23 protein-coding genes are annotated in these 24,650 nt (G+C 72.0%); 17 read left to right on the top strand and 6 right to left on the bottom strand.

Translation table 11 applies throughout. The features are described from left to right. Positions 1-44 precede the first annotated feature (44 nt). Both G6N45_RS18570 and G6N45_RS18565 read left to right on the top strand, forming a co-directional pair. Entirely contained in the window at positions 45-989 is a 945-nt protein-coding gene (locus G6N45_RS18570) for a glycosyltransferase (protein ID WP_163728666.1), read from the top strand. Then, entirely contained in the window at positions 986-2,197 is a 1,212-nt protein-coding gene (locus tag G6N45_RS18565) for a glycosyltransferase (protein ID WP_246228721.1), read from the top strand. Before G6N45_RS18570 ends, G6N45_RS18565 begins: the two co-directional genes overlap by 4 nt. A 4-nt stretch (positions 2,198-2,201) precedes the next feature. On the opposite strand, the gene G6N45_RS27835 is transcribed toward G6N45_RS18565, so the two are convergent. Beyond that, the gene (locus tag G6N45_RS27835) at positions 2,202-3,089 is read right to left on the bottom strand and encodes a glycosyltransferase family 2 protein (RefSeq protein WP_179965201.1); all 888 of its coding nucleotides are present in this window, start codon (positions 3,087-3,089) and stop codon (positions 2,202-2,204) included. Between G6N45_RS27835 and G6N45_RS18555 the strand changes: the two genes are divergently transcribed. Genes G6N45_RS18555 through G6N45_RS18515 form a run of 9 tightly spaced genes read left to right on the top strand, consistent with a single transcriptional unit; the run spans position 3,088 to position 13,223 of the window. Next, positions 3,088-4,095, top strand: coding sequence for an NAD-dependent epimerase/dehydratase family protein (locus G6N45_RS18555; RefSeq protein ID WP_246228720.1), 1,008 nt, complete (start codon positions 3,088-3,090; stop codon positions 4,093-4,095). The genes G6N45_RS27835 and G6N45_RS18555 overlap by 2 nt on opposite strands. A gap of 14 nt (positions 4,096-4,109) precedes the next feature. Continuing rightward, positions 4,110-5,768, top strand: a complete 1,659-nt coding sequence (locus tag G6N45_RS18550; protein WP_163723574.1) for a carbamoyltransferase family protein — start codon at positions 4,110-4,112, stop codon at positions 5,766-5,768. Next, positions 5,765-7,273: an HAD-IIIA family hydrolase gene (locus tag G6N45_RS18545; RefSeq protein ID WP_163723573.1), complete on the top strand. Its 1,509-nt coding sequence runs from the start codon at positions 5,765-5,767 to the stop codon at positions 7,271-7,273. The genes G6N45_RS18550 and G6N45_RS18545 overlap by 4 nt, the downstream gene beginning before the upstream one ends. Beyond that, positions 7,270-8,298 carry a glycosyltransferase family 9 protein gene (locus tag G6N45_RS18540; RefSeq protein WP_179965199.1) on the top strand — a complete coding sequence of 343 codons (1,029 nt, stop codon included), beginning with the start codon at positions 7,270-7,272 and terminating at the stop codon, positions 8,296-8,298. Before G6N45_RS18545 ends, G6N45_RS18540 begins: the two co-directional genes overlap by 4 nt. Then, positions 8,295-8,864, top strand: a complete 570-nt coding sequence (locus G6N45_RS18535) for a D-sedoheptulose-7-phosphate isomerase (protein ID WP_163723572.1) — start codon at positions 8,295-8,297, stop codon at positions 8,862-8,864. Before G6N45_RS18540 ends, G6N45_RS18535 begins: the two co-directional genes overlap by 4 nt. Further along, entirely contained in the window at positions 8,861-10,258 is a 1,398-nt protein-coding gene (gene rfaE2 / locus G6N45_RS18530; protein ID WP_163723571.1) for a D-glycero-beta-D-manno-heptose 1-phosphate adenylyltransferase, read from the top strand. The genes G6N45_RS18535 and rfaE2 overlap by 4 nt, the downstream gene beginning before the upstream one ends. Positions 10,259-10,261: 3 nt before the next feature. Continuing rightward, positions 10,262-10,972: an SDR family oxidoreductase gene (locus G6N45_RS18525; RefSeq protein ID WP_163723570.1), complete on the top strand. Its 711-nt coding sequence runs from the start codon at positions 10,262-10,264 to the stop codon at positions 10,970-10,972. Next, a complete protein-coding gene (locus G6N45_RS18520) occupies positions 10,963-11,922 on the top strand; it encodes a glycosyltransferase family 9 protein (protein WP_163723569.1) in 960 nt (319 codons plus the stop codon). Before G6N45_RS18525 ends, G6N45_RS18520 begins: the two co-directional genes overlap by 10 nt. Next, entirely contained in the window at positions 11,919-13,223 is a 1,305-nt protein-coding gene (locus tag G6N45_RS18515; protein WP_163723568.1) for a UDP-glucose dehydrogenase family protein, read from the top strand. Before G6N45_RS18520 ends, G6N45_RS18515 begins: the two co-directional genes overlap by 4 nt. On the opposite strand, the gene phoU is transcribed toward G6N45_RS18515, so the two are convergent. From phoU to G6N45_RS18500, 3 genes are read right to left on the bottom strand one after another with little or no spacing between them, the layout of a single operon-like run. Continuing rightward, positions 13,220-13,882 carry a phosphate signaling complex protein PhoU gene (gene phoU / locus G6N45_RS18510; RefSeq protein WP_163723567.1) on the bottom strand — a complete coding sequence of 221 codons (663 nt, stop codon included), beginning with the start codon at positions 13,880-13,882 and terminating at the stop codon, positions 13,220-13,222. The genes G6N45_RS18515 and phoU overlap by 4 nt on opposite strands. Positions 13,883-13,894: 12 nt before the next feature. Next, positions 13,895-15,004, bottom strand: coding sequence for an Rv2629 family ribosome hibernation factor (locus tag G6N45_RS18505; RefSeq protein ID WP_163723566.1), 1,110 nt, complete (start codon positions 15,002-15,004; stop codon positions 13,895-13,897). 39 nt (positions 15,005-15,043) lie between these two features. Next, on the bottom strand, positions 15,044-15,694 hold the full coding sequence (locus tag G6N45_RS18500; RefSeq protein WP_163723565.1) for a UdgX family uracil-DNA binding protein: 651 nt from the start codon (positions 15,692-15,694) through the stop codon (positions 15,044-15,046). 238 nt (positions 15,695-15,932) lie between these two features. On the opposite strand from G6N45_RS18500, the gene G6N45_RS18495 reads away from it, so the two are divergent. The 3 genes from G6N45_RS18495 to G6N45_RS18485 all read left to right on the top strand — a co-directional run bounded on the left by G6N45_RS18495 (position 15,933) and on the right by G6N45_RS18485 (position 19,786). Then, positions 15,933-16,721: a SigB/SigF/SigG family RNA polymerase sigma factor gene (locus G6N45_RS18495; protein ID WP_407664218.1), complete on the top strand. Its 789-nt coding sequence runs from the start codon at positions 15,933-15,935 to the stop codon at positions 16,719-16,721. Between the two features lie 69 nt (positions 16,722-16,790). Then, the gene (locus G6N45_RS18490; protein WP_179965198.1) at positions 16,791-19,136 is read left to right on the top strand and encodes a Tex family protein; all 2,346 of its coding nucleotides are present in this window, start codon (positions 16,791-16,793) and stop codon (positions 19,134-19,136) included. Further along, positions 19,133-19,786 (top strand): sensor domain-containing protein, encoded by a 654-nt coding sequence (locus G6N45_RS18485; RefSeq protein WP_308207019.1) that lies wholly within the window; start codon positions 19,133-19,135, stop codon positions 19,784-19,786. The genes G6N45_RS18490 and G6N45_RS18485 overlap by 4 nt, the downstream gene beginning before the upstream one ends. Here the strand turns inward: G6N45_RS18485 and G6N45_RS18480 are convergent, their stop codons facing one another. Then, on the bottom strand, positions 19,787-20,440 hold the full coding sequence (locus G6N45_RS18480; protein ID WP_163723563.1) for a VldE C-terminal domain-containing protein: 654 nt from the start codon (positions 20,438-20,440) through the stop codon (positions 19,787-19,789). Positions 20,441-20,673: 233 nt separating this feature from the next. Between G6N45_RS18480 and G6N45_RS18475 the strand changes: the two genes are divergently transcribed. Further along, positions 20,674-21,672 (top strand): hypothetical protein, encoded by a 999-nt coding sequence (locus tag G6N45_RS18475; protein ID WP_163723562.1) that lies wholly within the window; start codon positions 20,674-20,676, stop codon positions 21,670-21,672. A 72-nt stretch (positions 21,673-21,744) separates the two neighbouring features. Then, positions 21,745-22,878: an acyl-CoA dehydrogenase family protein gene (locus G6N45_RS18470; RefSeq protein WP_163728653.1), complete on the top strand. Its 1,134-nt coding sequence runs from the start codon at positions 21,745-21,747 to the stop codon at positions 22,876-22,878. A gap of 16 nt (positions 22,879-22,894) precedes the next feature. Here G6N45_RS18470 and G6N45_RS18465 read toward each other — a convergent pair whose 3' ends face one another. Then, the gene (locus G6N45_RS18465) at positions 22,895-24,151 is read right to left on the bottom strand and encodes an HNH endonuclease signature motif containing protein (RefSeq protein ID WP_163723561.1); all 1,257 of its coding nucleotides are present in this window, start codon (positions 24,149-24,151) and stop codon (positions 22,895-22,897) included. 213 nt (positions 24,152-24,364) lie between these two features. On the opposite strand from G6N45_RS18465, the gene G6N45_RS18460 reads away from it, so the two are divergent. After that, on the top strand, positions 24,365-24,640 hold the full coding sequence (locus G6N45_RS18460; RefSeq protein ID WP_048469326.1) for a DUF3303 domain-containing protein: 276 nt from the start codon (positions 24,365-24,367) through the stop codon (positions 24,638-24,640). Positions 24,641-24,650 lie beyond the last annotated feature (10 nt).

Raw genomic sequence — 24,650 nt, 5'->3', positions numbered from 1 at the left:
TTTCGCGCCTCATGCCTTCGCTTCAGGTGCCACGCAACGTGCTGATCTGGCACGTGCACGGTTCTTGGACGGAGTCGTTCGTCGCGGGCAGGCACCGGTATCTGATCCCGGTCGACGAACACCGCGACGCCGACGGACGTGGGCTGGCCGGCCGACAGTGGCCGCAGGCCCGCGAGGTCCGCGTCGAGGACCTCCCCGGCACCGACGTCGATCTGGTGGTGCTGCAGCGGCCCGCCGACATCGACCTCGCCACAAGGCTTCTGGGCCGCCGGCCGGGCACCGACGTGGCGGCCGTGTACGTCGAGCACAATGCGCCGCGGCCTTACGCCGTCGACAGCGTGCATCCGCTGGCCGACCGGTCGGACATCCCGCTGGTGCACGTCACCGAGTTCAACGAGCTGATGTGGGACAGCGGCGCAGCGCCGACCCGGGTCATCGGGCATGGCGTGGCCGACCGGGGCAGCCGCTACACCGGGGAGATCGCCGCCGCGGCCGCGATGATCAACGAGCCGGTGCGGCGCTGGCGCACCGTCGGAGCCGACCTGCTCGCGCCGTTGAGCAGGCACGCGCCGATCGACGTGTGGGGCATGGGCACCGAGGAGCTCAACACCGACCCACGCTGCGCCGGAACAGTTTCCGGCCGGGGGGACATATCGGGTGCGGCGGTTCTCGACGAGGTGGCGCGCCGCAGGGTGTACCTGCACACCGCACGGTGGACGTCGCTCGGCCTGTCGCTGCTGGAGGCGATGTGCGCGGGCATGCCGGTGGTGGCCGTCGCCTCGACGATGGCCCCGTTGGCGGTTCCGCCCGACGCGGGGGTGGTCAGCGCCGACCGCAGAGTGCTCGGCGAAGCGCTGGCACGCTTCGTCTCCGACCCCGCCGCCGCCGAGGTCGCGGGCAAGGCGGCCCGCGAACACGCCCTGGCCCATTTCGGCCTCGATCGCTTCCTCGCCGATTGGGACCGCCTGATCGAGGAGGTGTGCGAATGAATGCGCAGAGTTCGCGGCGCAGGATCGCGATGGTGTCCGAACACGCCAGTCCGCTGGCGCTACTCGGCGGCGTCGACGCCGGCGGTCAGAACGTGGCCGTCGCGGAACTGTCGGCCGCATTGGCGGCGCAGGGACACGAGGTCGTCGTGTACACCCGGCGCGACGACACCGACCTGCTCGATCGCGTCGACACCGAACACGGATACGCGGTGGTGCACGTGCCTGCGGGGCCGCCGAAGAAGCTACCCAAAGACGAACTGCTGCAGTACATGCCGGAGTTCGGCGATTTCCTCGCCGAGCAGTGGAAGCAGTGGCGGCCCGACGTGGCGCACGCGCACTTCTGGATGTCGGGGCTGGCCACCCTTCGGGCGGCCCGGCGCCACGGTGTGCCCGTGGTGCAGACGTTCCATGCGCTCGGCGTCGTCAAGCGGCGGCACCAGGGCCGTGACGACACCAGTCCCGACGAGCGCATCCGGTTGGAGACGGAACTGGCGCGCAGCGTCGACTGGGTCGCGGCCACCTGCACCGACGAGGTCGCCGAGCTGCGGCGGATGGGGCGCGAGGAGTCCGCGATGTCGGTGGTGCCCTGCGGGGTGAACCCGGCCGAGTTCAGCCACATCGGGCCCGCCGCCACCCACGGAAAACCTCAGCGCATCGTCTCGGTGGGCCGGCTGGTGCCGCGCAAGGGATTCGAGACGGTCATCCGCGCCATGCCGCAGATGCCGACCGCCGAGCTGGTGATCGTCGGGGGCCCCGACAAATCCGAGCTCGATTCCGATGCCGAGGCTCAGCGCCTCAATTCCGTTGCCGCCCAGTGCGGTGTCGCCGACCGGGTGCACCTGTACGGCGCGATCGCCCGTGACGAGATGCCGATGCTGCTGCGGTCTGCCGACGTCGTCGCCGCCACCCCTTGGTACGAGCCGTTCGGCATCGTCCCCCTCGAGGCGATGGCGTGCGGGGTACCGGTCGTGGCGTCGGCGGTGGGCGGCATGCTCGACACGGTCGTCGACGAGGTGACGGGGCGCCTCGTGCCGCCGCGCGACCCGCAGCGCTGCGCCGACGCGATCAACCCGATCCTGTCGGACCGCGACCTGCGCGCCGCGCTCGGGCGCGCAGGCCGGGCGCGCGTCCAGCAACGCTACTCGTGGCAGCGCGTCGCCGAGGAGACGGCAGCGGTCTACGACCGCATGGCGGGGTCGACGTCGTGACGGCTCAGGCGCTTTCGAGCACGCGCAGGCACCGCTCGGTGTCGGCGGGCAGCCGGTGGCGGGCGGCCAGCACCGCAGGCAACGCGCGCAGCGCCTCGCCCAGCGCGACCGCGTGGTCGCGGTCGCCGGCGGCGGCCCGCACGAACGTCGCACCGGAGCGCAGGCAGTACCGCAGCGGCCGCCGCAGCCAGGTTGTCAGCACCGCGTTGCGCATGGTGCGGGCGTCCTGCGCCGACGTGGTGGCCCGCTCGGTCGACGGCTGGTGGAAGGCCGTGAGCCGTTCACAGAAGCACAGGTCCCAGCCGTGGGCGGCCAGGTCCCAGGCCAGCAGGGTCTCCTCCCCGCGGAAATGGATGATCGGCGAGAACCCGCCGACCGCTTCGAACGCCGACGCCCGCACGATCGACGAGCAGGCCAGAAAACCCAGGATCGACGGCCCGGGCAGCGCCGGATCATGGCCGAGCGGACTGGACGCCAGGTCGGCCACGATGGGGTCCTCACGCCTGCCCGGCATCACCAGGGTTCGCGCGGCCAGCACGGCGAGCGTGGGGTACGCGTCGAACAGCGATTCGGCGAAGCCGATCGAGTCCGGGTCCCACCAGGAGTCGTCGTCGCAGAACGCCACGTACGGTGTCGACGCCTCGGCCACCCCGACGTTGCGGCCGACCGCACCGAGGTTCTCCTCCAGCTCGATCACCGTCAGTCGGCCGGCCGAGCCGTCCGCGACGCGTCGCGCCATGTCCACCGAGTCGTCGTCGGAGGCGTTGTCCACCAGAATGATCGGAGAGTTCGTCGTGTCGAGCAGCAGACGCAGCACCGTGGCCAACTCGGCGGAGCGGTTCCGGCTGGCGATGACGAACGACGTGCGGGCACCTCGCGGCTCTGAAGTCATGGCCGATGGTGCTACCCGGAGCGCGCCGGCCGAAACCCGGTTCGGCCACGTCCTGGTCACCGGCGGTGAGGGCTTCGTCGGCCGCCATCTGTGCGCCACGCTGGCCGCCGCGGGAACGCAGGTGGTGTGTGTGGACAACCTGTCGACGAGCGCCCCGCGATTCGCCGAACTGCCGCCCGGTGTCCAGTTCGCGCAGCACGACATCACCGCGCCGCTGCCGCAGCCGTGGGCCGACATGGACTTCGACGCGATCTTCCACCTGGCCTCACCGGCCTCGCCGCCCGACTACCTCCGGCTGCCGCTGGCCACGCTGCGAACCGGAGCGGTGGGCACCGCGACCGTGCTCGACCTGGCCGACCGCTGCGGGGCGCGGGTGGTGCTGGCCTCCACCAGCGAGGTGTACGGCGACCCGCTGGAGCACCCGCAGCGCGAAAGCTACTGGGGCAACGTCAACCCCATCGGTCCCCGCAGCGTCTACGACGAGGCGAAGCGGTACGCCGAGGCGCTCGCCTTCGCCTACCACCGTGACCACGGCACGGACATCGGAGTGGCCCGCATCTTCAACACCTACGGGCCCGGCATGCGGCCCGACGACGGCCGGGCGGTGCCCACCTTCTGCCGGCAGGCGTTGTGCGGCATGCCGCTCACCGTGGCCGGCGACGGCACCCAGACCCGTTCACTGTGCTACGTCGACGACACCGTCGCCGGTTTGATCGCGCTGGCGGCACGCCCGGTGACCGGACCGGTCAACATCGGCAACCCGGTCGAACTGCCGGTACGGGAGATCGCCGAGATCATCCGGGGCCTCGCGGGCGCCGACGTGCCGATCGAGCACCATCCCGCCGTCACCGACGACCCCCAGCGCCGGTGCCCCGACATCACCGAGGCCCGCGAGCTGCTCGGCTGGGAACCCAGCGTCAGCTATCACGACGGGCTCACCGCCACCGTCGACTGGTTCCGCGACGTCCTCGCGACCGCCGACGTGCCCACCGCCCAGGCCACCTGAAGAAGGAGGAAACGATGCGAATCCTCGGTATCAACGCGGTGTTCCACGACCCCGCCGCCGCCCTGGTGATCGACGGGCGGATCGTCGCCGCCGCCGAAGAGGAACGGTTCTCCCGGCGCAAGCACGGCAAGCAGGCCGTGCCGTTCTCCACGTGGGAACTGCCCGTCGCCGCCGCGAAGTGGTGCCTCGCCGAGGCCGGCATCGAACCCGGCGACCTCGACGCCGTCGGCTACTCCTACGACCCGGCGCTGATGGTCGACGACTCCGGCCAGACCGACGGTCTGGACCGCGACTGGGAGTATCTACGCACCCTCTACGCCCAGCGGGCGCCGCGCTTCCTGGCGACGGCACTGCCGGGCCTGGATCCGGCGGCGGTGCGGCACGTCCGCCACCACGTCGCCCATGCCGCGTCCACCGCGCTGGCGTCGCCGTATCCCGACAGCGCCGTGCTCGTCGTCGACGGCCGCGGGGAACGCACGTCGATGCTCGCCGGGGTGTACCGCGACCACAAGCTCGACGTGCTGGCCACTCAGGAGCTTCCGCACTCGCTCGGATTGCTCTACGAAAGCCTCACTGAGCACCTGGGTTTCACCCGGTCCAGCGACGAGTACAAGGTGATGGCGATGGGCTCCTACGGCAGCCCGCGGTTCATCGAGGCGATGCGCGAGCGCGTCTACGCCTGCCCGGACGGCGGATTCCGCACCGAGCCCATCGAGTGGACCGACTTCGCACCCCAGCGCGTCGCCGCCAAGGGCGAGCACGCATCGGCGCTGGCCCGGCCCGAACCGGTGCACGCCGACCTGGCGTGCAGCGTGCAGCAGGTCGTCGAGGAGGTCCTGCTCGACCTGGTGTCGTGGCTGCGCGAGCGGGTGGACACCGACAGCCTGTGCCTTGCAGGCGGCGTCGCCCTCAATTGCGTTGCGAACACCCGTCTTCACGCCGAGAGCGGCTTCGACCACATCTGGGTGCAGCCTGCCGCGGGCGATTCCGGGACCGCGCTGGGGGCCGCGCTGTCGGTCGCTGCCGACGAGGGCGAGCCGATCACCCCGATGAGCTCGGCGCAGCTGGGGCGGGGATGGAGCGACGCAGAGATCCAGGCCGTCCTCGACCGCGCCGCGGTCCGCTACGAGCGTCCCGACGACCTGGCGCACACCGTCGGTGAGCTGCTGGCCGACAACCAGCTGGTGGGGTGGTTCCAGGGCCGCTCGGAGTTCGGACCGCGCGCGCTGGGCGGGCGCTCGCTGCTCGCGGATCCGCGCCGGCTGGAGAATCTCGAGCGGCTCAACGACGTCAAGGGTCGCGAGCAGTTCCGCCCGGTGGCGCCCATGGTGCTGGCCGACCGCGCCGCCGAGATCTTCGGTCGTGGACCGCTGCCGAGCCCGTACATGCTGTTCGTGCACGACGTCGCCGAGGCCTGGCGCGACCGCATCCCCGCGGTGACGCACGTCGACGGCACCGCGCGGGTGCAGACCGTCGACGAGAGCCTCCCGCTGCTGCACGCGACCATCGAGCACTTCGCCCGACGAACGGGGGTGCCGGTACTGGTCAACACCAGCTTCAACACCGCGGGCCGGCCGATGGTCGACAGCCCGGTCGATGCACTGGAGTGCTTCGGCAGCGCGCCGATCGACGTGCTCGTGCTGGGCCCCTTCCTGATCCGGCGGCACCCGTGACGCTCGATGCCACGCTCGTGATCCCGACGATCGGCCGGGACTCCTTGCAGCGGTTGATCACCGCGCTGGACCGGGGCGAGGGACCCCGGCCCGCGCAGGTGATCGTCGTCGACGACCGGCCCGCACCCCGGACCCTGGAACTGCGGTGCGACCTGACGGTCAAGGTGCTCGAGAGCGGAGGGCGCGGGCCGGCCGCGGCCCGCAACGTCGGGTGGCGGGCCGCCGACACCGATTGGGTGTGCTTCCTCGACGACGACGTCCTGCCCACGCCGACATGGCTTTCCGCACTGGCTACCGATCTCGCGGCGGCCGACGCGGCGGGTGCCGCGGGGTCGCAGGGCCGTCTCGACGTCCCCCGCGAGAACACCGGCAGACCCACCGACGACGAGCAGCGCACGCTGCGCCTGGCAACCGCCCAGTGGATCACCGCCGACATGGCCTACCGCCGCGACGTACTGGTCGAGGTCGGCGGCTTCGACACCCGCTTCCCGCGCGCCTACCGGGAAGACTCCGACATCGCCCTGCGGATCACCTCCGCGGGCCACCGCATCGCCGTCGGCGCCCGTCGCAGCGAGCACCCGGTCGCGCCCGCGACCTGGCGGACGTCACTGCGCGTCCAGGCAGGCAACCGCGACAACGCACTGATGCGACGCAAATTCGGCCCGCGCTGGCGGGCGCGTATCGGCGAGGGCAACGGACGACTGCCCGCGCACACCGCCACCACGGCGGCAGCCGCCGGGGCGCTGCTTGCACTCGTCGCGCGCCGACCCCGGGCGGCGTCTGTCGCGGGTTCGGCCTGGGCGGCGCTGACCGCCGATTTCGCGATCCGCCGATACCGCGGGGGATCCCGCACGGCGGCCGAGCTCGGCCGAATCCTGGTCAGCAGCATGCTGATTCCACCGCTGGCGGTCGGTCACCGGGTGGCCGGAGAATGGCAGCACCGCAACGCCGACGCCGAACCGCCGCTTGCGGTGCTGCTCGACCGCGACGACACCCTGATCGAGGACGGCCCCTACCTCAACGACCCGCGCGGCGTGGTGCCGATGCCCGGCGCCCGGCGCGCGCTGGACCGGTTGCGGGCACGGGGGCTGCTGCTGGCGATCGTGACCAACCAGTCGGGCGTGGCGCGCGGGCTGATCACCCCCGAGCAACTGGGTGAGGTCAACGCCGAGGTGGCAGGTCAGCTCGGGCCGTTCGACAGCTGGCATGTGTGCCTGCACGGGGAGGACGAAGGCTGCGCCTGCCGCAAGCCTGCGCCGGGCATGGTGGTGGCCGCAGCGGCCGCGCTGGGTGTTCCGCCGCAGCGGTGCGTGCTCATCGGTGACACCGGCGGCGACGTGCGGGCCGCCCTGAGCGCGGGTGCGCGCGCCATCCTGGTGCCCACCGACCGCACCCGGGTCGAGGAGATCTCCGCGGCCCGGTCGCACCCGCGCGCCGAGGTCGCGCCCACCCTGACCGCCGCCGTCGACATGGTGCTGAGTCCGGCATGGGGCCGAAGGACATGAGCACCGCACTGGTCGCCCGCCTCGACAGCGCCGGCGACGTCCTCATCACCGGCCCGGCCATCCGGGCGGTGGCCCGGCGGCACGACCGGATCGTGATGCTCGCGGGCCCCCGCGGCCGGGCCGCCGCCGAACTGCTGCCCGGCGTCGACGAGATCATCGAATGGCAGGCGCCCTGGGTCGATTTCGACTCACCCGAACTCACCGCGGCCCACGCCGACGATCTGATCAAGCGGCTGCGGGACACCGCACCCGACCGCGCCTACATCTTCACCTCGTTTCACCAGTCACCGCTGCCGCTGGCGCTGCTGTGCCGGATGTCCGACATCGGCTGGGTCGGCGCGATCAGCGTCGACTACCCGGGCAGCCTGCTCGATCTGCGACACCAGGTGCCCGACGGCATCCCCGAGCCGCTGCGCGCGCTGTCGCTGGCCGAGGCGGCGGGTTGCAGGCTTTCCGATGCCGACGCCGGGGCGCTGCGGGTCACCGGGATCCCGTCGATGCCGGCCGAGCTGAGGCAGCGGATCGGGACGGACCAGTTCCTCGTCTTCCATCCCGGGGCGGCAGTCCCGGCCCGGCGGCCCAGCACCGAACGCGCCCGTGCGATGGTCGCGGCCCTGACCGCAGCCGGGCACCGCGTCGTCGTCACCGGCGGACCCGACGAACGCGAACTGACCGCCGAGGTCGCCGCCGGGCACGCCGTCGACCTGGGCGGCCGGACCACCTTCGCTGAACTGGCCGCGGTGCTCGCCGCCGCCCGGGTGGTGGTGGCCCCCAACACCGGCACCGCCCATCTGGCGGCGGCCGTCGGCACGCCGATCGTGTCGCTGTTCGCCCCGGTGGTGCCCGCCTCGCAGTGGGCTCCCCACGGCGTGCCCGTCACCGTGCTCGGCGACCAGCAGGCGCCGTGCCGGGCGACCCGGGCGCGGACATGCCCGCTGGACCGCCACACATGCCTCGACGACATCACCGACAGCGCGCTGCTGGAGGCAGTGCACAGCACAGCGCACCGAGGAGGATCCCGATGATCGCAACGCATTTCGACGAGCTGATCGACGCCGTGCGCCGCACCAGCGGCCACATCGACCAGGTGCACGCCTGGGGCAGGCACCTGGCAGACGTGCTGACAGGCGACGGGCGGCTGCTGGCCTGCGGCAACGGCGGAAGCGCCGCCGAAGCACAGCACCTGACCGCCGAACTGGTCGGCCGCTTCAAAGACGAACGGCGACCGCTGTCGGCCATCGCGCTGCACGCCGACACCTCCGCGCTGACCGCGGTGGTCAACGACTACGGCGGCGACGAGATCTTCGCGCGCGGGGTCCGCGCGCACGGTCGTCCCGGCGACGTCCTGGTGGCCCTGTCGACGAGCGGAACCAGTCACAACGTGCTGACCGCGGTCAAAGCCGCCCACGAGATCGGCATGACCACCTGGGCGCTGACCGGGCCCGCGCCCAATCCGCTGGCCGCCACGTGCACGGAGGCGATCTGCGTGGAGGCGCCGTCGACCGCGACGGTGCAGGAGGTGCATCTGCTCCTGGTACACGCGTTGTGCATGGCGGTCGACGAGCGCATCCTCGGGCCGGTGCGCTCATGACGGCCTCTCCGCTGGTGATCGTCGGCGACGCCCTCCTCGACATCGACATCGACGGCAGCGCAACACGACTCAGCCCGGAGGCGCCGGTGCCGGTCGTCGACGTCGAACGGGGCTGGCAGCGGCCCGGCGGCGCCGGCCTGGCCGCCTTACTGGCCGCCCGCACCCACGACGACGTCGTGCTGATCACCGGCGTCGCCGACGACGCGGCAGGCCGACAGCTCTCGGAGCTGCTGACCTCCTCTGGCGTGCGGGTGGTCGCGCTGCCGATGCGCGGTTCCACGGTTAGCAAGACCCGGGTGCGCGCGGGCGGACAGTCGGTGCTGCGCATCGACCGCGGGGACGCGGCCCCGGTGCCGGGCCCGCTGCCGCGGGCGGCCGCCGAGGCGCTGGCCGGCGCAGGCGCGATCTGCGTGGCGGACTACGGCAGGGGAGTGGCGGCACTGCCCGCGCTGCGGGAAGCGCTGCGCGCGGCCGCCGCCCACACCCCGGTGGTGTGGGATCCGCATCCGCGCGGGGCCGACCCCGTTCCGGGCTGCCGCCTCGTGACGCCGAACGAGGATGAGGCACAACACTTCTGCGGAGCGAGCCGGGTGCCCGGTGAGCTTCTGCGCGACCGCTGGGACGCCGACGCGGTGTGCGTCACGCTGGGTGCCCGCGGGGCACGGGTGTTCGGCGCCGACGGCACCCGAACCCACGTCGTCACCCCGGCCCTGGCCACCGGATCGGTGCGCGAGGACACTTGCGGCGCCGGTGACCGCTTCGCCGTCGCCGCCACCGCCGCGCTCGCCGAGGGCGCGGACACCCTGGCGGCCGTCGCGGCCGCGGTCGACGCCGCCGCCCGCTTCGTCGCCGCCGGCGGGGCGGCGGGGGTCTCCAGCCCGGTGCCCGCCGCACACGGCGGCCCGCTGGCCGACACCGACCACGGCACCACCGACGCGGTCACGCTGGCCGCCCGGCTGCGTGCCGAAGGTCGCACCGTCGTCGCCACCGGAGGGTGCTTCGACCTGCTGCACACCGGGCACATCCGATTGCTGCGCACCGCAAGGGAGTTGGGTGACGCCCTGATCGTGCTGATCAACTCCGACGACTCGGTGCGCGCCCTGAAGGGACCCAGCCGCCCGGTGATGCCTGCCGAGGACCGCGCCCGGGTGCTCGCCGCGCTGGCGTGCGTCGACGCCGTCGCGGTGTTCGACGAGGCGACTCCCGCCGACCTCCTCGACGCCATCGCGCCCGACATCTGGGTCAAGGGCGGCGACTACACCGCCGACCAACTGCCCGAGGCCGACGTGGTGACCCGCCACGGCGGCGACGTCGTGATCGTGCCCACGGTCGCCGGCTACTCCTCGTCCGCCCTGATCGCCGCCGCGCGGTCGGGCCAACCCACGGAAAGGTAAGACATGACCGACTCCACCACCTCCACCCGCTCGCCCGGTGCCGTGCTGATCACCGGGGGCGCCTCCGGCCTGGGCGCCGCGGTCGTGGATGCCGTTGCCGCCCAGGGGGGTACGCCTCTGGTCCTGGACCGCGCGCGCCCGGCTGGCGACGTGATCCACGTCTGCGCCGACCTCGCCGACACCGACGCCGTCGACGCCGCGGTCGCGAGCCTGGCCGAGCAGGCCGGCGGCCGGATCGACGGCGTGTTCACCGCGGCAGGGATCGACTCCTGCGGCACGTTGCGCGACGTCCCGGCCAAGGAGTGGGAGCAGGTCGTCGTCGTCAACCTGCTCGGCACCGCGGCCGTGATCCGCTCGGCGCTGCCGTTCCTCGAGACCGGCCGCAGCCGCATCGTCACCGTCGCCTCCACGCTCGGGATCAAGGCGGTCAGCGACGCGACCGCCTACTGCGCCTCCAAGTTCGGTGTCGTCGGCTTCACCCGTGCGCTGGCGGCAGAACTGGCCGGTGAGATCGGCGTCACCCTGCTGATCCCGGGCGGCATGCACACGCCGTTCTTCGACGGCCGCACCGAGCAGTACAAGCCGCCCGCCGACGCCAAGCTCAACCAGCCGGCCGACGTCGCGGCCACCGTACTGTTCGCGCTGACCCAGCCGCCGGGATGCGAGATCCGCGAACTCGTGGTGTGCGCGTCCACGGAATCGTCATGGCCCTGAGCGGATCCCCCGCCGACGATCCCCGCACCATCGTGGTGTTGCGGGCGCTCGGGCTCGGCGACCTGCTGACCGCGATACCGGCCCTGCGCGGCCTGCGCCGGCGCTACCCGGCGGCGCGGCTGCTGCTGGCCGCGCCAAGGCAGTACCGCGAACTGGCGCTGCTCAGCGGCGGGGTCGACGACGTCGTGGACACGCCGGAACTGGGCCCGATCCCGGATGCACCACAGGAGCCCGACCTGGCGGTGAACCTGCACGGCCGGGGCCCACAGAGCATCACGGCGCTGACCGCGCTGCGGCCGGCGATGCTGCTGACCCATCACCACGACGACCATCCCGACATCGCCGGGCCGCCGTGGCGGCCCGACCTGCACGAGGTCGATCGCTGGTGTGCGTTTCTGCACTGGGCCGGAATCAACTGTCGCGCAGACGATCTGAAGCTCGATCGGCCCGAGGGCTTCGCCGACAACTCCGACGCCGTCGTCCTCCATCCCGGCGCGGGCGCCCCGGCCCGACAGTGGCCCGCCCAGCGGTACGCGGCGGTGGCCGCGGCGCTGGCCGGCGAGGGGTGCCGCGTCGTCGTCACCGGTTCGGCGGCCGAGGCCGCCCTGGTCGACGAGGTGGTGACCCGGGCGGGACTGCCGCCCTCGGCGGCCTGGCCGGCGGCGGCGGGGTTGCCGGCCCTGGTCGCGCTGATCAGTGATTGCCGCCTGCTCATCTGCGGTGACACCGGCGTCGGGCACCTGGCCACCGCCACCGGAACCCCCTCGGTGCTGCTGTTCGGCCCCACCCCGCCGAAACTGTGGGGCCCGCGCGGTGACGGGCGGCACGTGGCGCTGTGGGCCGGGGACTGCGGCGACCCGCACGCCGGGACGCCCGACGCCGGGTTGCTGCTGCTGTCGGTGCCGCGCGTCCTCGACGCCGCCCGCTCCGCTCTGGTGGGGTGCCCATGAGTCGCTGTCTTCGCATCGGGGTGGTCGGCGTCGGCTACGTCGGTCTCACCACGGCGGTCTGTCTGGCCGGGCGCGACCAGGACGTCGTCGCGGTCGACATCGACGAGAACAAGATCGCACGGCTGAGCGCGGGTACCCCGATCATCGACGAGGCGGATCTGCCCGCACTGCTGACGCGCACGATCGCCTCAGGCCTGCTGACGTTCCGCACCGATTACGAGGCGCTCGCCGACCGGGACGTGGTGTTCGTGTGCGTGTCCACGCCGAGCGGCCCGGACGGCGCCGCCGACCTGCGTGCCCTCGACGCCGCCGTCGGCCGGCTGGGGCAGGTGCTGCGCGCCGGCGCGGTCGTCACGGTGAAATCCACGGTGCCGACGGGCACCACCCGCCGCGTCGCCGAGCGGCTGCGCCCACGCGGCATCGGCGTGGTGTCCAGTCCCGAGTTCCTGCGCGAAGGACGCGCCATCGCCGACTTCACCCATCCCGACCGCGTCGTCGTCGGCGCCGACTCCGACGCCGACGCGGCACTGGTGTGCGCCGCCTACGGCGCCGACCCGGCGACCGTGTTGCACATGAGTCCGGAGAGCGCCGAGCTGGCGAAGTACGCGAGCAACGCGTTCCTCGCGGTCAAGCTCTCCTACACCAATTCCCTCGCCCAGCTGTGCCACCGGTACGGCGCCGACATCGGCGACGTGACCGCGTGCATGGGCGCCGACGCCCGCATCGGGGCCGGCTTCCTGAAGCCCGGACCCGGGTGGGGCGGCTCCTGCCTCCCCAAAGACACTGCGGCACTGGTGCATTCGGCACACACGCAAGGGGTGGCGATGGCCGAGGTGGAAGCCGCACGCACCACCAACGCCGCACAGCCCGCCCGCATCCAGGCCGCGCTGCGACAGTCGATGACCTGCCCGCTGAGCGATGCGCGGATCACGGTGCTCGGCCTCACCTTCAAGGCCGCCACCAGCGACACCCGCGACTCACCGGCGCTGGCGGTGTGCGCACACCTGGCGGCCGAGGGTGCCGCGCTCTACGGTTACGACCCGCAGCTGCCTGCCATCGACGCGACGGTGCTGTCCTCGGCCGGCGTGACCGCGGTGGACGACCCCTACCGGGCCGCGAAGTCCGCAGACGCCGTGGTGGTGCTGACCGAGTGGCCGCAGTTCCGCGACCTCGACTGGGCGGCGATCGCCGAACACGCCCCCGGCGCCGTCGTCGCCGACACCCGCAATCTGCTGGATCCCGCGACGGTGGAGGCGGCCGGTCTGCGGTATCTGGGCAACGGACGCGCGGACGGCTTCTAGAGGCCGGCCGGCTGCGCACCCAGATGCGCGCCGGTGGCCTGGAAGTAGACGCGCCGGGCGATCTCCACGGCGTGGTCTGCGAAACGCTCGTGAAAGCGGCCGAGCAGCACCACATCGGCGGCGCCCATCGGGCCGTGGCGCCACTGCGGTCCCATCACGCGCACGAACAGTTGCCGGTGCAGGTCGTCCATCCGCTCGTCACCGGCGCAGATCCGCTCGGCCAGCGAGGCGTCACTGGCGCGCACCGCGTCACGGGCGTCGGCGGCCAGTTGCACCGCCGTCGAACCCATCTCGGTGAACAGGTCGGCCACCTCGTCAGGGACGGCGCGCTCCGGATACCGGCGCACGGCGGTGCGTGCCACATGTGAGGCGAGCGCTCCCATCCGGTCGGCGTCCGCGCCGATGTGCAGGGCCGACACCACCGTGCGGAGATCGCGCGCCACCGGGGCCTGCAGTGCGAGCAGGTGATACGCGCGGTCGTGCACACCGGCGCCCAGTGCGCTCAGCTCCGTCAGGTCGACGCGCAGGTGTTCGGCCTCGGACAGGTCGGCATCCAGCAGCGCCCTGGTCGCGGATCGCATCATCGCCGAGGCGCGGCCGCACATCTCCGCGAGATCGGTGACGAGGCTCTCGAGTGTGTCGTGGAATTCGTTCCGCATGGCATACCCCTGTCAGGACGCCGGTGAGCGCGGCGCGTAGCGCAGGATGGCGGCGACGCCGTCGCGCGGGGTCAGTCTCTCGTCGACGCCGATGAGGTCGGCGTCGATGCTCACCGCAGCGAAGGGGAGCGCCTCGTCGGCGCGGACGGTCACCGCCTGGCCTGACCCCAGCTCCGACAGCACCTCCGGATTCGGGGCCACCATCGTCGCGGAATCGCCCACCACCACCGTGGCGTCGCCGAGGTCACCCATCAGCAACGTCTCCACCGCACCTTCGCGCAGCGCCGCGCACACGCCGGCCACGCCCTCGGTCGCCAGACCGGAGTCGCGCTGCAGCTCGGCGGTGAACCGCTGCGCCGCATCGTCGATGACGTCGACCCGGCGCAACCGTAGATGGGTGTCGATGTCGTGAGCGAGGGCGTCGTCGTCGATGCTGCCCCGCGCGCCTGCGTTGACCTCGATCGCCCGCTCGGCGACCCGTTTCGGCAGATTGGCCAGCAGGTCGGCGCGGGAGCGGACTTCGCCGGCGATGAAGACGAGGGCCGGATCGCTGTCCTCGAACACCGCGGTGACCTCGTCGGCGACCTCCTGCACGTTCTTGAGCCGGGCGCCTTCGGCCGTGCGCTGCGGGTCGCCGTATCCCGCCGATTCCGCGCCGCTCGCCTTGTGCACCGGGTAGCGGTCACCCTCGACGGTCGACGAGCGGATGGCGGACCCGCGGTGCATCGCGAGGTCGGCGCCGGCGTGATCGACGATCACCGTCAGGTAGGGCGGGTCGTCGACGCCGTGCACCACCGCGGGGATCAGGTAGGGCAGCCTCGACAGCCGTGCGGTCGCCGTCTCCAGCGGCCGGATCAGCCGTTGGTCGAGTTGCACCCCGTCGCGGGTGGCGACCACCGCGCGCCCGCCCCGCCCCACGACGGCGGGCGCACTTTCCAGCGCCGCCCGGACGGTGCCGACGAGCTGGTCGTCGGCGCCCTGGGCGGCGAGTTCCTCGGTGACGGCCCGCCACCGCAGTTCGGCCTGTTTGCCGGCGTCGGCGGTGTCATGGCTGTCGTCGACGTACACGGACGCGAAGGGGCCCTCTGCCTCGACCAGGGCGCGGAAACGTGTGGGCTGCATACACACCGGTTGCCCGGCGAGGTGCCGGACAAACGTCGCTCAGCCGGCCAGCAGCGTCGCCGCGAAGCGGAGATCGGCGACGAGCGAGGCGAACGACTCGTCGCGGGCGTCGGCCGGACCGCGCAATACCGCCGACGGGTGCAGCGTGACGACGACCGAGGGATCGACACCCTCGGGCGCTTCGTCGGTGGACAGCCGCAACACCTCGCCACGGTGAGCCGTCAGTCGGAAGTCATTGCCCAGCAACGCCTTAGCTGCCGTGGCCCCGAGCAGGACCACCACCTCGGGTGTCACCGCCTGCATCTCGGCGAACAGCCACGGCCGGCACGACACCACCTCGGTGCGGCTGGGTGTCTTGTGGATGCGCCGGACACCGCGTTCGGCCGGGACGAACTTGAAGTGTTTGACGGCGTTGGTCACGTACACGGGTTCGCGGGGTATCTGAGCCTCTCGCAACGCCTTGTCGAGCAACCTGCCCGCCGGGCCGACGAACGGCTCACCCGCGACGTCCTCGCGGTCACCGGGCTGTTCGCCGACGAGCATCAGCCGGGCGTCGGCCGGTCCTTCCCCGAACACGGTCTGGGTGGCGTTCTCGAACAGGTCGCAGCCCCGGCAGGCCCGGGCGGCCGCGGTCAGATCGCCGAGATCTCTGCTCGGCGGAACGTAGTCGGCGGCGGTGACGGACGGCATGTCCGGATGAGTACCCCGGGTCAGGGCCGCCGAACGAACCTGTCCCGCGCCGGCCGAGTCAGTTTACGAAGTGTTGCCTTTTCGACGAGGATCTCTCGGAGAACTGGACATACTTGAGGCGAAGGGTTCGACGTTCCTCGAGACGCTCGCGAGGACGTTTCCCAGCCCTCGGCGCGGATGGTTCAACACCGATGCTGCCCGCCTCACTCCCGAACATTCGAGGATCTGGAGGCGAATGATGACCACACGCGACGCCGACGGTTGCGAGCTACACGAAGCGTTCGTGCGGATGCACGAGCTTTCGGAGGGATCGGAGGAGCGGGAGCGACTGCGCACCCACATCATCGAGCAGTGCCTGCCGATCGCCGAGCGGATCGCGCGCCGCTACGACCGACGGGGCGAGACCCACGACGATCTGGTTCAGGTGGCGCGGGTGGGGCTGTTGAACGCCGTGAACCGCTTCGACCCGACCGCGGGCAACGAGTTCCTGTCCTATGCGATCCCGACCATGCTCGGCGAGGTCAAGCGCTACTTCCGCGACTGCAGCTGGTCGGTCAACGTCCCGCGCCGGCTCAAGGACCTCTATCCGGCACTCGGTCCGCTCACCGCCGAGCTGACCCAGCGGCTCGGCCGGTCGCCGACCGCGGGCGAACTGGCCGAGGCACTGGGCGTCGACCGCGGCGAAGTCGTCGAAACACTGACCGCCGCTGCGGGATTCAAGCCACGCTCACTGGACTACAGCACGGCGCGCGACGAAGACGAGGGTCCCACGCTCGCCGACCGGCTGGGCCAGCCCGATCCCGGTATCGGGTTCGTCGAGGACCGCGACGCTCTGCGCGCCCAGCTCGACACACTGCCCGAGCGGGAGAACCGGATCGTGGTGATGCGGTTCTTCGAATCGCTGACCCAGTCGGAGATCGCCGAGCGGATGGGCATCTCGCAGATGCACGTGTCGCGGCTGCTGGCCCAGTCCCTGCGCCGGATGCGTGACGGGATGCTGGACACACCGCGGGCGCACGTGGCGTAACGCCGGCCGACGCCGCCACCCGGTGCGTCCGGCACCGAACTGTCGGCGGTGTTGGGTAGGGTCCTGCGGGTGACGACGAGCGCCGCCGTGATCTCCGGCCCGAGAAGCGTAAACGCCCGCCTCGCTGCGGAACTGGCCGTCGACGAAGCCCAGGTCGCGGCCGCGGTGCGACTGCTCGACGAGGGCGCGACCGTGCCGTTCATCGCCCGCTACCGCAAGGAGGCCACCGGCAGCCTCGACGACGGCCAACTGCGGATGCTGGCCGAACGCCTGGCCTATCTGCGCGAGCTCGACGAGCGGCGTGACGCCGTGCTGGCCTCGATCGCCGAGCAGGGCGCGTTGACCGACCAGCTGAGGGCTGCGCTGATGGCCGCCGACACCAAGGCCCGCGTCGAGGACATCTATCTGCCGTACAAGCCCAAGTGCCGCACCAAGGCACAGATCGCCCGGGAAGCCGGGCTCGAACCGCTGACCGACCGTCTGCTCACCGATCCCGGTGTCGCGCCCGAGCAGGCCGCGGCGGCGTTCCTGTCCGCCGACGTCGCCGACGTGGCCGCCGCACTCGACGGGGCACGCCACATCCTCGTCGAGCGTGCCGCCGAGAACGCCGAGCTGGTCGGCGCGGTGCGAGAGAGGTTCTGGCAGAACGGCTCGGTACGGACGAAGCCCGCCTCCGACGCCGTCGCGGCATCCGCCACGGCGCAGAAGTACCGCGACTACTTCGACTTCGCCGAGCCGCTGGACGCCATGCCGTCGCACCGCGTGCTCGCGGTGCTGCGCGGCGAGAAGGAACAGGTCCTCGCGCTGTCCCTCGACGGCGGCGACGACACGGCATACCAGGCGATGATCGCCGAGGCGCTCGGCATCGACCTGACCGTCCGCGCGCCGGCCACCCCGTGGCTGGCCGGCGCGGTGGGCTTCGCGTGGCGGACCCGGCTGTCGGTGTCGGCGTCGGTGGATGCGCGGGTGCGGCTGCGGCTGCGTGCCGAACAGGACGCGGTCACCGTGTTCGCCCGCAACCTCAAGGACCTGCTGCTCGCCGCGCCCGCCGGTAACCGGACCACCCTGGGTCTGGACCCGGGCTTCCGCACCGGGGTCAAGGTCGCCGTCGTCGACGGCACCGGCAAGGTGCTCGACACCTGTGCGGTGTTCCCGCACCAGCCGCAGAAGCAGTGGGACACCGCGAAGGCGGCGCTGGCCGCGCTGATCGCCCGGCACGGCGTCGAGCTGATCGCGATCGGTAACGGCACCGCATCGCGGGAAACCGACGCGCTGGCCACCGAACTCATCGCCGAAATCCGCGCCGTCGGCGCCAGTGCCCCCACCAAAGCCATGGTCAGCGAGGCGGGCGCCTCGGTGTACTCGGCGTCGGCCTACGCCGCGCACGAGCTGCCCGACCTCGACGTGACACTGCGGGGGGCGGTGTCGATCGCGCGCCGGCTGCAGGATCCGCTGGCCGAGCTCGTCAAGATCGAGCCCAGATCGATCGGGGTGGGCCAGTATCAGCACGACGTGACGCCCGGCATCCTCGCGCGCAGCCTCGGCGCCGTGGTCGAGGACGCGGTGAACGCCGTCGGCGTCGACCTGAACACCGCGTCGGTGCCGCTGCTCGCGCGCGTCTCGGGCATCACCGAAACCCTCGCCGAGTCGATCGTCGCCCACCGCGACCGGACCGGGCCGTTCCGCAGCCGCCGCAGCCTGCTCGACGTGCCGCGGCTGGGTCCCAAGGCGTTCGAGCAGTGCGCCGGCTTCCTGCGGATCCGCGACGGCGACGACCCCCTCGACAGCTCCGGAGTGCATCCGGAGTCCTACCCGGTGGTGCGCCGCATCCTGGACCGGGCTCACATCACGCTGACCGAGATCATCGGCAACGAGCGGGCACTGCGCGCGGTGCGGCCGGCCGAGATCGCCGACGACCGGTTCGGCATCCCCACGGTCACCGACATCCTCGCCGAGCTCGAGAAGCCGGGCCGCGACCCGCGGCCGGCCTTCACCACAGCGAGTTTCGCCGCCGGGGTGGAGAAGGTGTCCGACCTGAAAGTGGGCATGATCCTGGAGGGCGTGGTGACCAATGTCGCCGCGTTCGGCGCCTTCGTCGACGTCGGCGTGCACCAGGATGGTCTGGTGCACGTCTCCGCGATGGCCGACCGCTACGTGTCCGATCCGCACGACGTGGTGCACTCCGGCCAGGTGGTGCGGGTGAAGGTGGTCGACGTCGACATCGACCGGCAACGGATCGGGCTGACCCTCCGACTGACCGAGCAGACCCGCCCCGCCACGAAGCCTGCCCGCACGGGCGGCGCTGCGCGCCGGCCCGACAAGACCCCGCGCCGCTCCGGCGCACCGCAGCGGGAGAATCCCCGCGCAGGCGGGTCCATGGCGCAGGCGCTACGGGACGCCGGCTTCGGGCGGTGAACCCGCTGGCCCGGCTGGCACCGGTGGCGGCCGCGACGGCCGCCATCGTTCTCGCCACCGGGTGCACGCGTCAGATCGACGACGCGCGGCCCCAGCCGGCGGCGCTGGCAGCGCCGATCACCGTGCTGCAGGTCGGCGACCTGCTGAGCCCTGCCGTCAAGCGCGAGGAGGGCAACCTGTTCACCACGGCCGAACCGCCGCAGTGCGCCGGGCCGGCCCGCGAGGTCGACCCGCCCTTCATCGCCGCAGGCCGACCGTTGGCCACCGACGGCGGCCACTGGACCAGCGATGACGGCGCGGTCTTCGTCGAGGAGATGGTCGCGGTGTACCGGTCCGACTTCGACCCGGCCGCCGCGCTGAAGACCGTCGTCGACACGGTCCGGTCCTGCCGCGGCACCCGAGTGACCGTCACGACGATGAGCGGGCACACCTATGTGTTCGACGTGGCCCCGTCGGCCGGGGAGGCGCCGCCTGACAGCGCGCTGTGGAGCCTGCGTGCCGCGGATTGGAACTGTGACAACGCATTCGTCGCCGCCTACAACGCCGCCGTGGAGATCACCGCGTGCGGCGCCGGGGGCGGACGCGACACCGCGGCGCTGGCCGAGCAGGCGCGCCGGCGCATCGAGGCGCTGGCCAACACCACGGCCTGATCAGCCCAGATACAGGCCCGGGCCGTCCGGATAACCGCCGCCGACGGTCGCGATGTGCACGTGGTTGTAGTGGTTGGCGTTGTCCGAGCCGAGGTCGGTCATCCGGTGCGGGGTGCCGTGCGCCGGATACAGCGTCTGGCGCCAGATCACGTGGGCGACGCCCAGCCGGTCTGCGTTGCGCAGTACGAACGCCACCACCGCGTCGCCGAGGGCGATGCCCTCGGAGCTGCGGTGGTCGGGGATCATCACGTCGATCGCCAGGCCGTCGGGATGCCAGCGCAGGAAGTCGGGCCGGACACCGCCGATGCTCTGGACCTCCGGGAAGATCGCGCTGACGGCGCGGGCCACCAGGATCGTCTTCACCTGTAGCCCCGTCTCGGAGCCGACGGCCGGGGGCAGCGCGGTCTCCAGGTCGCGGTGCATCGACCGCGAGGCCGCCAGCAGCAGGCCGTCGTCGGCGGGCGTGGTGCGGTACTGCGTGGCGGCCGGGGGCTCGGCGATCAGTTCGGCGCAGCACCCCGAGGGCGCGTCGTGGGTCGTCGCCGACAGCGAATCCGCTCCGACGGAGAGCAGGGCGAGCGCAGGCAGAGCGACCGCGGCCGCAGGCGCCGACCAGCGGCGTCGCCGTGTGGTGGCTAAGCGATGTCTGCCCACGGGCGGGCACTTTACCTGCAGCTCTGTCGAACCCAGCAATCGCGGCGACGGGCGGCGGCTCCGCCGGCGCTGTTTCGGCAGGTCAGCCGGGGGAGTAGCGGAGCTGTCCGCCGAGCGGGGACCGACCGACGGCACTAGGCTCCCCGACCGTGAGCGCCTGCCACCGCTGTAACAGTGGTCACAGGTCGCCCGATGAATCACAGACACCGGCTTCGACGACCGAAGGAGATGCCGTGGGCGCAGTGCTGGGGTTGTCGTTGACCGCGACCGAGGTGGTCTGGGCGCTGGTGGACGAAGCCGCGCGCACCGTCGCCGATCACGACGCGGTCGAGTGGGACACCAGCCCGGCGACCGCCGCAGCCGCCGCGCGGGGCGCGCATGCGCTGGCCCGCGCCTGTGGGCTCGAGGTCGAGCGGGTGCGGCTGGTGTGGACTCCTGACGCCGAAGTTCACGGCCTTCGGCTGCGCGCCCACTTGGGGTCGCTCGGCGTCGACGCCGAGGCGGTCCCGCTGACCTGTGCGACCCGGGTGCTCGTCGACCCCGGCCAATGCGACATGCCGCCGCTGGTGGCTCTGGCCTACGGCGCCGCGCTGGCCGATGTCGAGCCGGCCGAGGCGCTCACCGTGCCGCTGCCGCGACAGACCCCCGCACGGCGCCCGCGCCGGCCCGCCCGCGTGGTGGCCGCCGCACTCGGTGTGGCCGCGGCCGCTGCGGTGGGTGCAGTGTTCCTGACCGCGGGTTCGGTACCGCACGTGGAGCCGGCCGCGAGTGCGATCGCCCCGCCCGCCGGTGCCGACCCCGGCTGGGTCAGCGTCACCGCGCCCGCCGACGGCGCGGCGGAGCCGCTGCGCAAGGTCGTCACCGAACCCAGCGAACCCTCGACGTCCACGGGATACGTCCAGTACGCCGCGCCGCTCACTGCCGCGCCGGTCTCCGCCGCTGTGCCCGAGGCGGTTCCGGTTCCCGCGGCGGTCCCCGTGCCGGAGGCGGTCCCCGTTTCGGAGGCGGTGCCGGCGCCCGCGGCAGTCCCCGTGCCGGAGGCGGTGCCCGCGCCGGAGGCGGTGCCCGTGCCGGAGGCGGCCGCCGAGGCGCACCTGCCGGCTACGGACCAGCAGCACCTTCCCGGTGCGGAGCCGGTGGTCGCGCCGTTGCCCGGCCCGGACGCCGAGGCGCCGTTGCTGCCCGACACCGACATGACAGTTCCGGTGAATCTGTTCACTGCGCTGCCCTGACCGGCTACCGTCGAGGCCGTGACAGCGGTCTCGCACATTGCTCGTGATCAGGTGGTCGGACTGGCCCGCGACATGCGCGACGTGGTGCGCACCCACGCCGCCGAATCCGAACGCCTCCGTACCTTGGCCCCCGGCATCGTCGACGCCCTCTGGTCGACGGGCCTGATGTCGGCCTTCAACCCCGCCCCGGCGGGTGGGGTGGAGCCGTCCTTCGCCGAGATGATCGACACCTGGATCGAGATGGCCTGGCAGGACGGCTCTTTCGGCTGGATCGGGATCGCCAACATGCCGTCGTCGTTCGCGGCCGCCACCTACCTGCCCGACGACGGGTTCGACGAGGTCTTCACGGCGCACGACAACCACGTGACGATGGGCGGACAGTTCTTCCCCAACGGACAGGGTGTCGCCGTCGAGGGGGGCTACCAGCTCACCGGATCCTGGAGCTTCGGCTCCGGTACCGGGCACGCCGAGTATGTCGCGGCGGGATTCCTGCCGATGGTCGACGGGGAGATCCGCTGGGTCAGCGAGGGTGTGCCCGACATGCAGGTCGCGATCGTGCCCCGCGCCGAGGTCGAGTTCCTCGACGGCTGGCATGTGCAGGGCCTCAAGGGCACCGGCTCCTACGACTATGCGATCCACGACGTGTTCGTCCCGCAGCGCCGCACGTTCGCGCTGTTCACGCGCGAGCCGCGGCGGGGGAGCTCGCCCGCGACCCGGATGGGCATGATGCCGGTGACCGCGGCCGGTCACGCCGCGTGGGCGCTCGGGGTGGCCAAGAGCATGCTCGACGACGTCGCCGAGCTCGCCGCCACCAAGTTCCGGATGAGCGACATGGCCGCGCTGGCCACCCGCCCCACCTTCCAGAAGGGCCTCGCTCACCACGTCGCGGCGTGGCGCGCGGCGCGGCTCCTGGTGGTCGACGCCTTCGGGTCGGCGGAGGGTGCCGTCGCGGCCGGCGAGGAGCTGACCCCGACCATGCGGGCCGACATGCGGGTCGCGGCAGTGTTCGCCACCGACACCGCCCGCGCGTGCGCCGAATGGGCGCATCTGGCGGCGGGCACCACCTCGATCCGTGAGGGCAGCCGGCTCGAGCGCGCGTTCCGCGACATCTACACCGGCACCCAGCACGCCTTCATCAGCGAGAAAGTGGCGATCGACGCGGCCCAGGTCTGGCTGGGCATCGTCGACGACCAATTCGGGCTCTAGCCTTCGGCTCTCACGCTCAGCGGGTGGAAGGTGGTTCGAACGGTTGGTACCACCACCACTGGGCGCGTTCCCCGGTAGGGCCCGGGCATGGGGGGACCTCCGGCGGGGGCTGAGTGGGCGGCCGGGCCAGCGATGCCGAGCTCAGTGGCCGACCGCTGTGGTCGGTGACGGCCAGCGCATCGGCCGGCCCGCTGATCGTGATCAGGCCGCGGTGGTGGGCTCGGTGGTGATACGGGCAGACCAGGGCGAGGTTGGCCAGTTCCGTCAGGCCGCCGTCCTCCCAGTGCTGCAGATGATGGGCGTGCAGGCCGCGGGTGGCCCCACAGCCGGGCACCACGCAGGTGCGATCTCGATGCTCCAGCGCCCGTCGCAGCCGCCGGTTGACCGTGCGCGTGGATCGGCCCGCCCCGATGGTGCGGCCGTCACGCTCGAACCACACCTCGCAGGTGGCGTCGCACGACAGGTAGCGGCGGTCACCGTCGGTCAGCAGCGGGCCCAGGTGCAGCGACGCGATCCGATCCTTGACGTCGACGTGCATCACGACGGTGGTGCGCTGCCCGTGCGGGCGGGCGGTGGCCTCGGCGTCCCGCCCGGCGTTCACCAGTCGTAGGAAGGCATCCGCGGTGCTGGGCATCGGCGCAGAAATGATGTGCGCCTGCTGTTTCCAGTCGGCGATCAGTGCGTCCCTGTGCGACTGCAGTGCGGCCTCGAACGCCGCGGCCTCGACGTGGGGGAGCCGGATGAGCCAGGAGGTGTACTGCTCATCGGACGTCGTCGTGATCGAGGGTTGCGGTCCAGGATCCGGCGCAGGCACGGGCTCGGACTCACCGTCGGGCTCACGATCCGGCGCGGGCTCAGGTTCCGGCTCGGGCTGGAGTTTGAGCGCGGTGCGCAGTTGGCCGACCGTGGCACTGGCCGCCAACTCGGCCAAATGCGCATCCGAGCCGTCGGCGGCCCTCTCGGCGATGGCTCCGACCTGATCCAGCGACAGCCGACCCTCCCGCAGCCCTGCCACGCAGCGAGGAAACTGCTCGGCCCGGTGAGCCACGGCGGCAAGGGTTTCCGCGCGAGACGGGGATACCCCGGCCTTCCATGCCACCAGATGCGCCACCGACCTCGCCCCGGCCGCGGCCCACAGTTCGTCGCGGTCGATCTCCGCGAAAATCTGCACGATCCGCCCGTCGATGGCGTTGCGCCGGCCGGTCAACTCCGCCAACTCCTCGAACAGGCAGGAGAGTCTCTCGTCCTGCACCAGAGAACTCGTCGGGGCCATGACTCCACCCTCGCCGAGTGGTCTGACAGATCAACGGCACAGCGAGTGTGCCTGGGGATGGATCCGGCTTTGGGGATGAATCTGACACCCGTGCATCGTCGCCGGGCGCCCGGACGGGACCTTGGGCCCTACTCTCCGAGATTCGTCATCAATAACGTCGAACACGTTTCGCGTCAACGGAGGTTCATCAGCAACGTACTGAAGGAGTCGATCATGAAGTTCTTGATGTCATGGACACTGCCGCACGGCGACGCCTATCGTGCAGCAGTCAAGAGATTTCTCGAGACCGGCGGCTCTCCTCCCGCCGGCGCTCAATTGATCGGTCGCTGGCATGGCTGTGATGGCAAGGGTTTCGCCATCGCAGAAAGCGATGATCCGAAAGCCATCTTCCATTGGATGGCGCAGTGGTACGAATTCATGGACATCGAAGCCACCCCTCTTGTCGACGACGCAGACGGAGGCGCTGTACTTCAGTCGCTGTACGGCTGAGGTGCCGGAT

This window comes from Mycolicibacterium psychrotolerans, assembly GCF_010729305.1.
GTDB lineage: Bacteria > Actinomycetota > Actinomycetes > Mycobacteriales > Mycobacteriaceae > Mycobacterium > Mycobacterium psychrotolerans.
This window is presented reverse-complemented; position numbering and strand designations above follow the sequence as displayed.

Bases quoted from the DNA above. Each gene is read 5' to 3' on its own strand.
- G6N45_RS18565 (WP_246228721.1), top strand. From the start codon at position 986: ATGAATGCGCAGAGTTCGCGGCGCAGGATCGCGATGGTGTCCGAACAC.
- G6N45_RS18555 (WP_246228720.1), top strand. From the start codon at position 3,088: ATGGCCGATGGTGCTACCCGGAGCGCGCCGGCCGAAACCCGGTTCGGC.
- G6N45_RS27835 (WP_179965201.1), bottom strand. From the start codon at position 3,089: ATGACTTCAGAGCCGCGAGGTGCCCGCACGTCGTTCGTCATCGCCAGC.
- G6N45_RS18550 (WP_163723574.1), top strand. From the start codon at position 4,110: ATGCGAATCCTCGGTATCAACGCGGTGTTCCACGACCCCGCCGCCGCC.
- G6N45_RS18540 (WP_179965199.1), top strand. From the start codon at position 7,270: ATGAGCACCGCACTGGTCGCCCGCCTCGACAGCGCCGGCGACGTCCTC.
- G6N45_RS18535 (WP_163723572.1), top strand. From the start codon at position 8,295: ATGATCGCAACGCATTTCGACGAGCTGATCGACGCCGTGCGCCGCACC.
- rfaE2 (WP_163723571.1), top strand. From the start codon at position 8,861: ATGACGGCCTCTCCGCTGGTGATCGTCGGCGACGCCCTCCTCGACATC.
- G6N45_RS18525 (WP_163723570.1), top strand. From the start codon at position 10,262: ATGACCGACTCCACCACCTCCACCCGCTCGCCCGGTGCCGTGCTGATC.
- G6N45_RS18520 (WP_163723569.1), top strand. From the start codon at position 10,963: ATGGCCCTGAGCGGATCCCCCGCCGACGATCCCCGCACCATCGTGGTG.
- G6N45_RS18515 (WP_163723568.1), top strand. From the start codon at position 11,919: ATGAGTCGCTGTCTTCGCATCGGGGTGGTCGGCGTCGGCTACGTCGGT.
- phoU (WP_163723567.1), bottom strand. From the start codon at position 13,882: ATGCGGAACGAATTCCACGACACACTCGAGAGCCTCGTCACCGATCTC.
- G6N45_RS18505 (WP_163723566.1), bottom strand. From the start codon at position 15,004: ATGCAGCCCACACGTTTCCGCGCCCTGGTCGAGGCAGAGGGCCCCTTC.
- G6N45_RS18500 (WP_163723565.1), bottom strand. From the start codon at position 15,694: ATGCCGTCCGTCACCGCCGCCGACTACGTTCCGCCGAGCAGAGATCTC.
- G6N45_RS18495 (WP_407664218.1), top strand. From the start codon at position 15,933: ATGACCACACGCGACGCCGACGGTTGCGAGCTACACGAAGCGTTCGTG.
- G6N45_RS18470 (WP_163728653.1), top strand. From the start codon at position 21,745: ATGCGCGACGTGGTGCGCACCCACGCCGCCGAATCCGAACGCCTCCGT.
- G6N45_RS18465 (WP_163723561.1), bottom strand. From the start codon at position 24,151: ATGGCCCCGACGAGTTCTCTGGTGCAGGACGAGAGACTCTCCTGCCTG.
- G6N45_RS18460 (WP_048469326.1), top strand. From the start codon at position 24,365: ATGAAGTTCTTGATGTCATGGACACTGCCGCACGGCGACGCCTATCGT.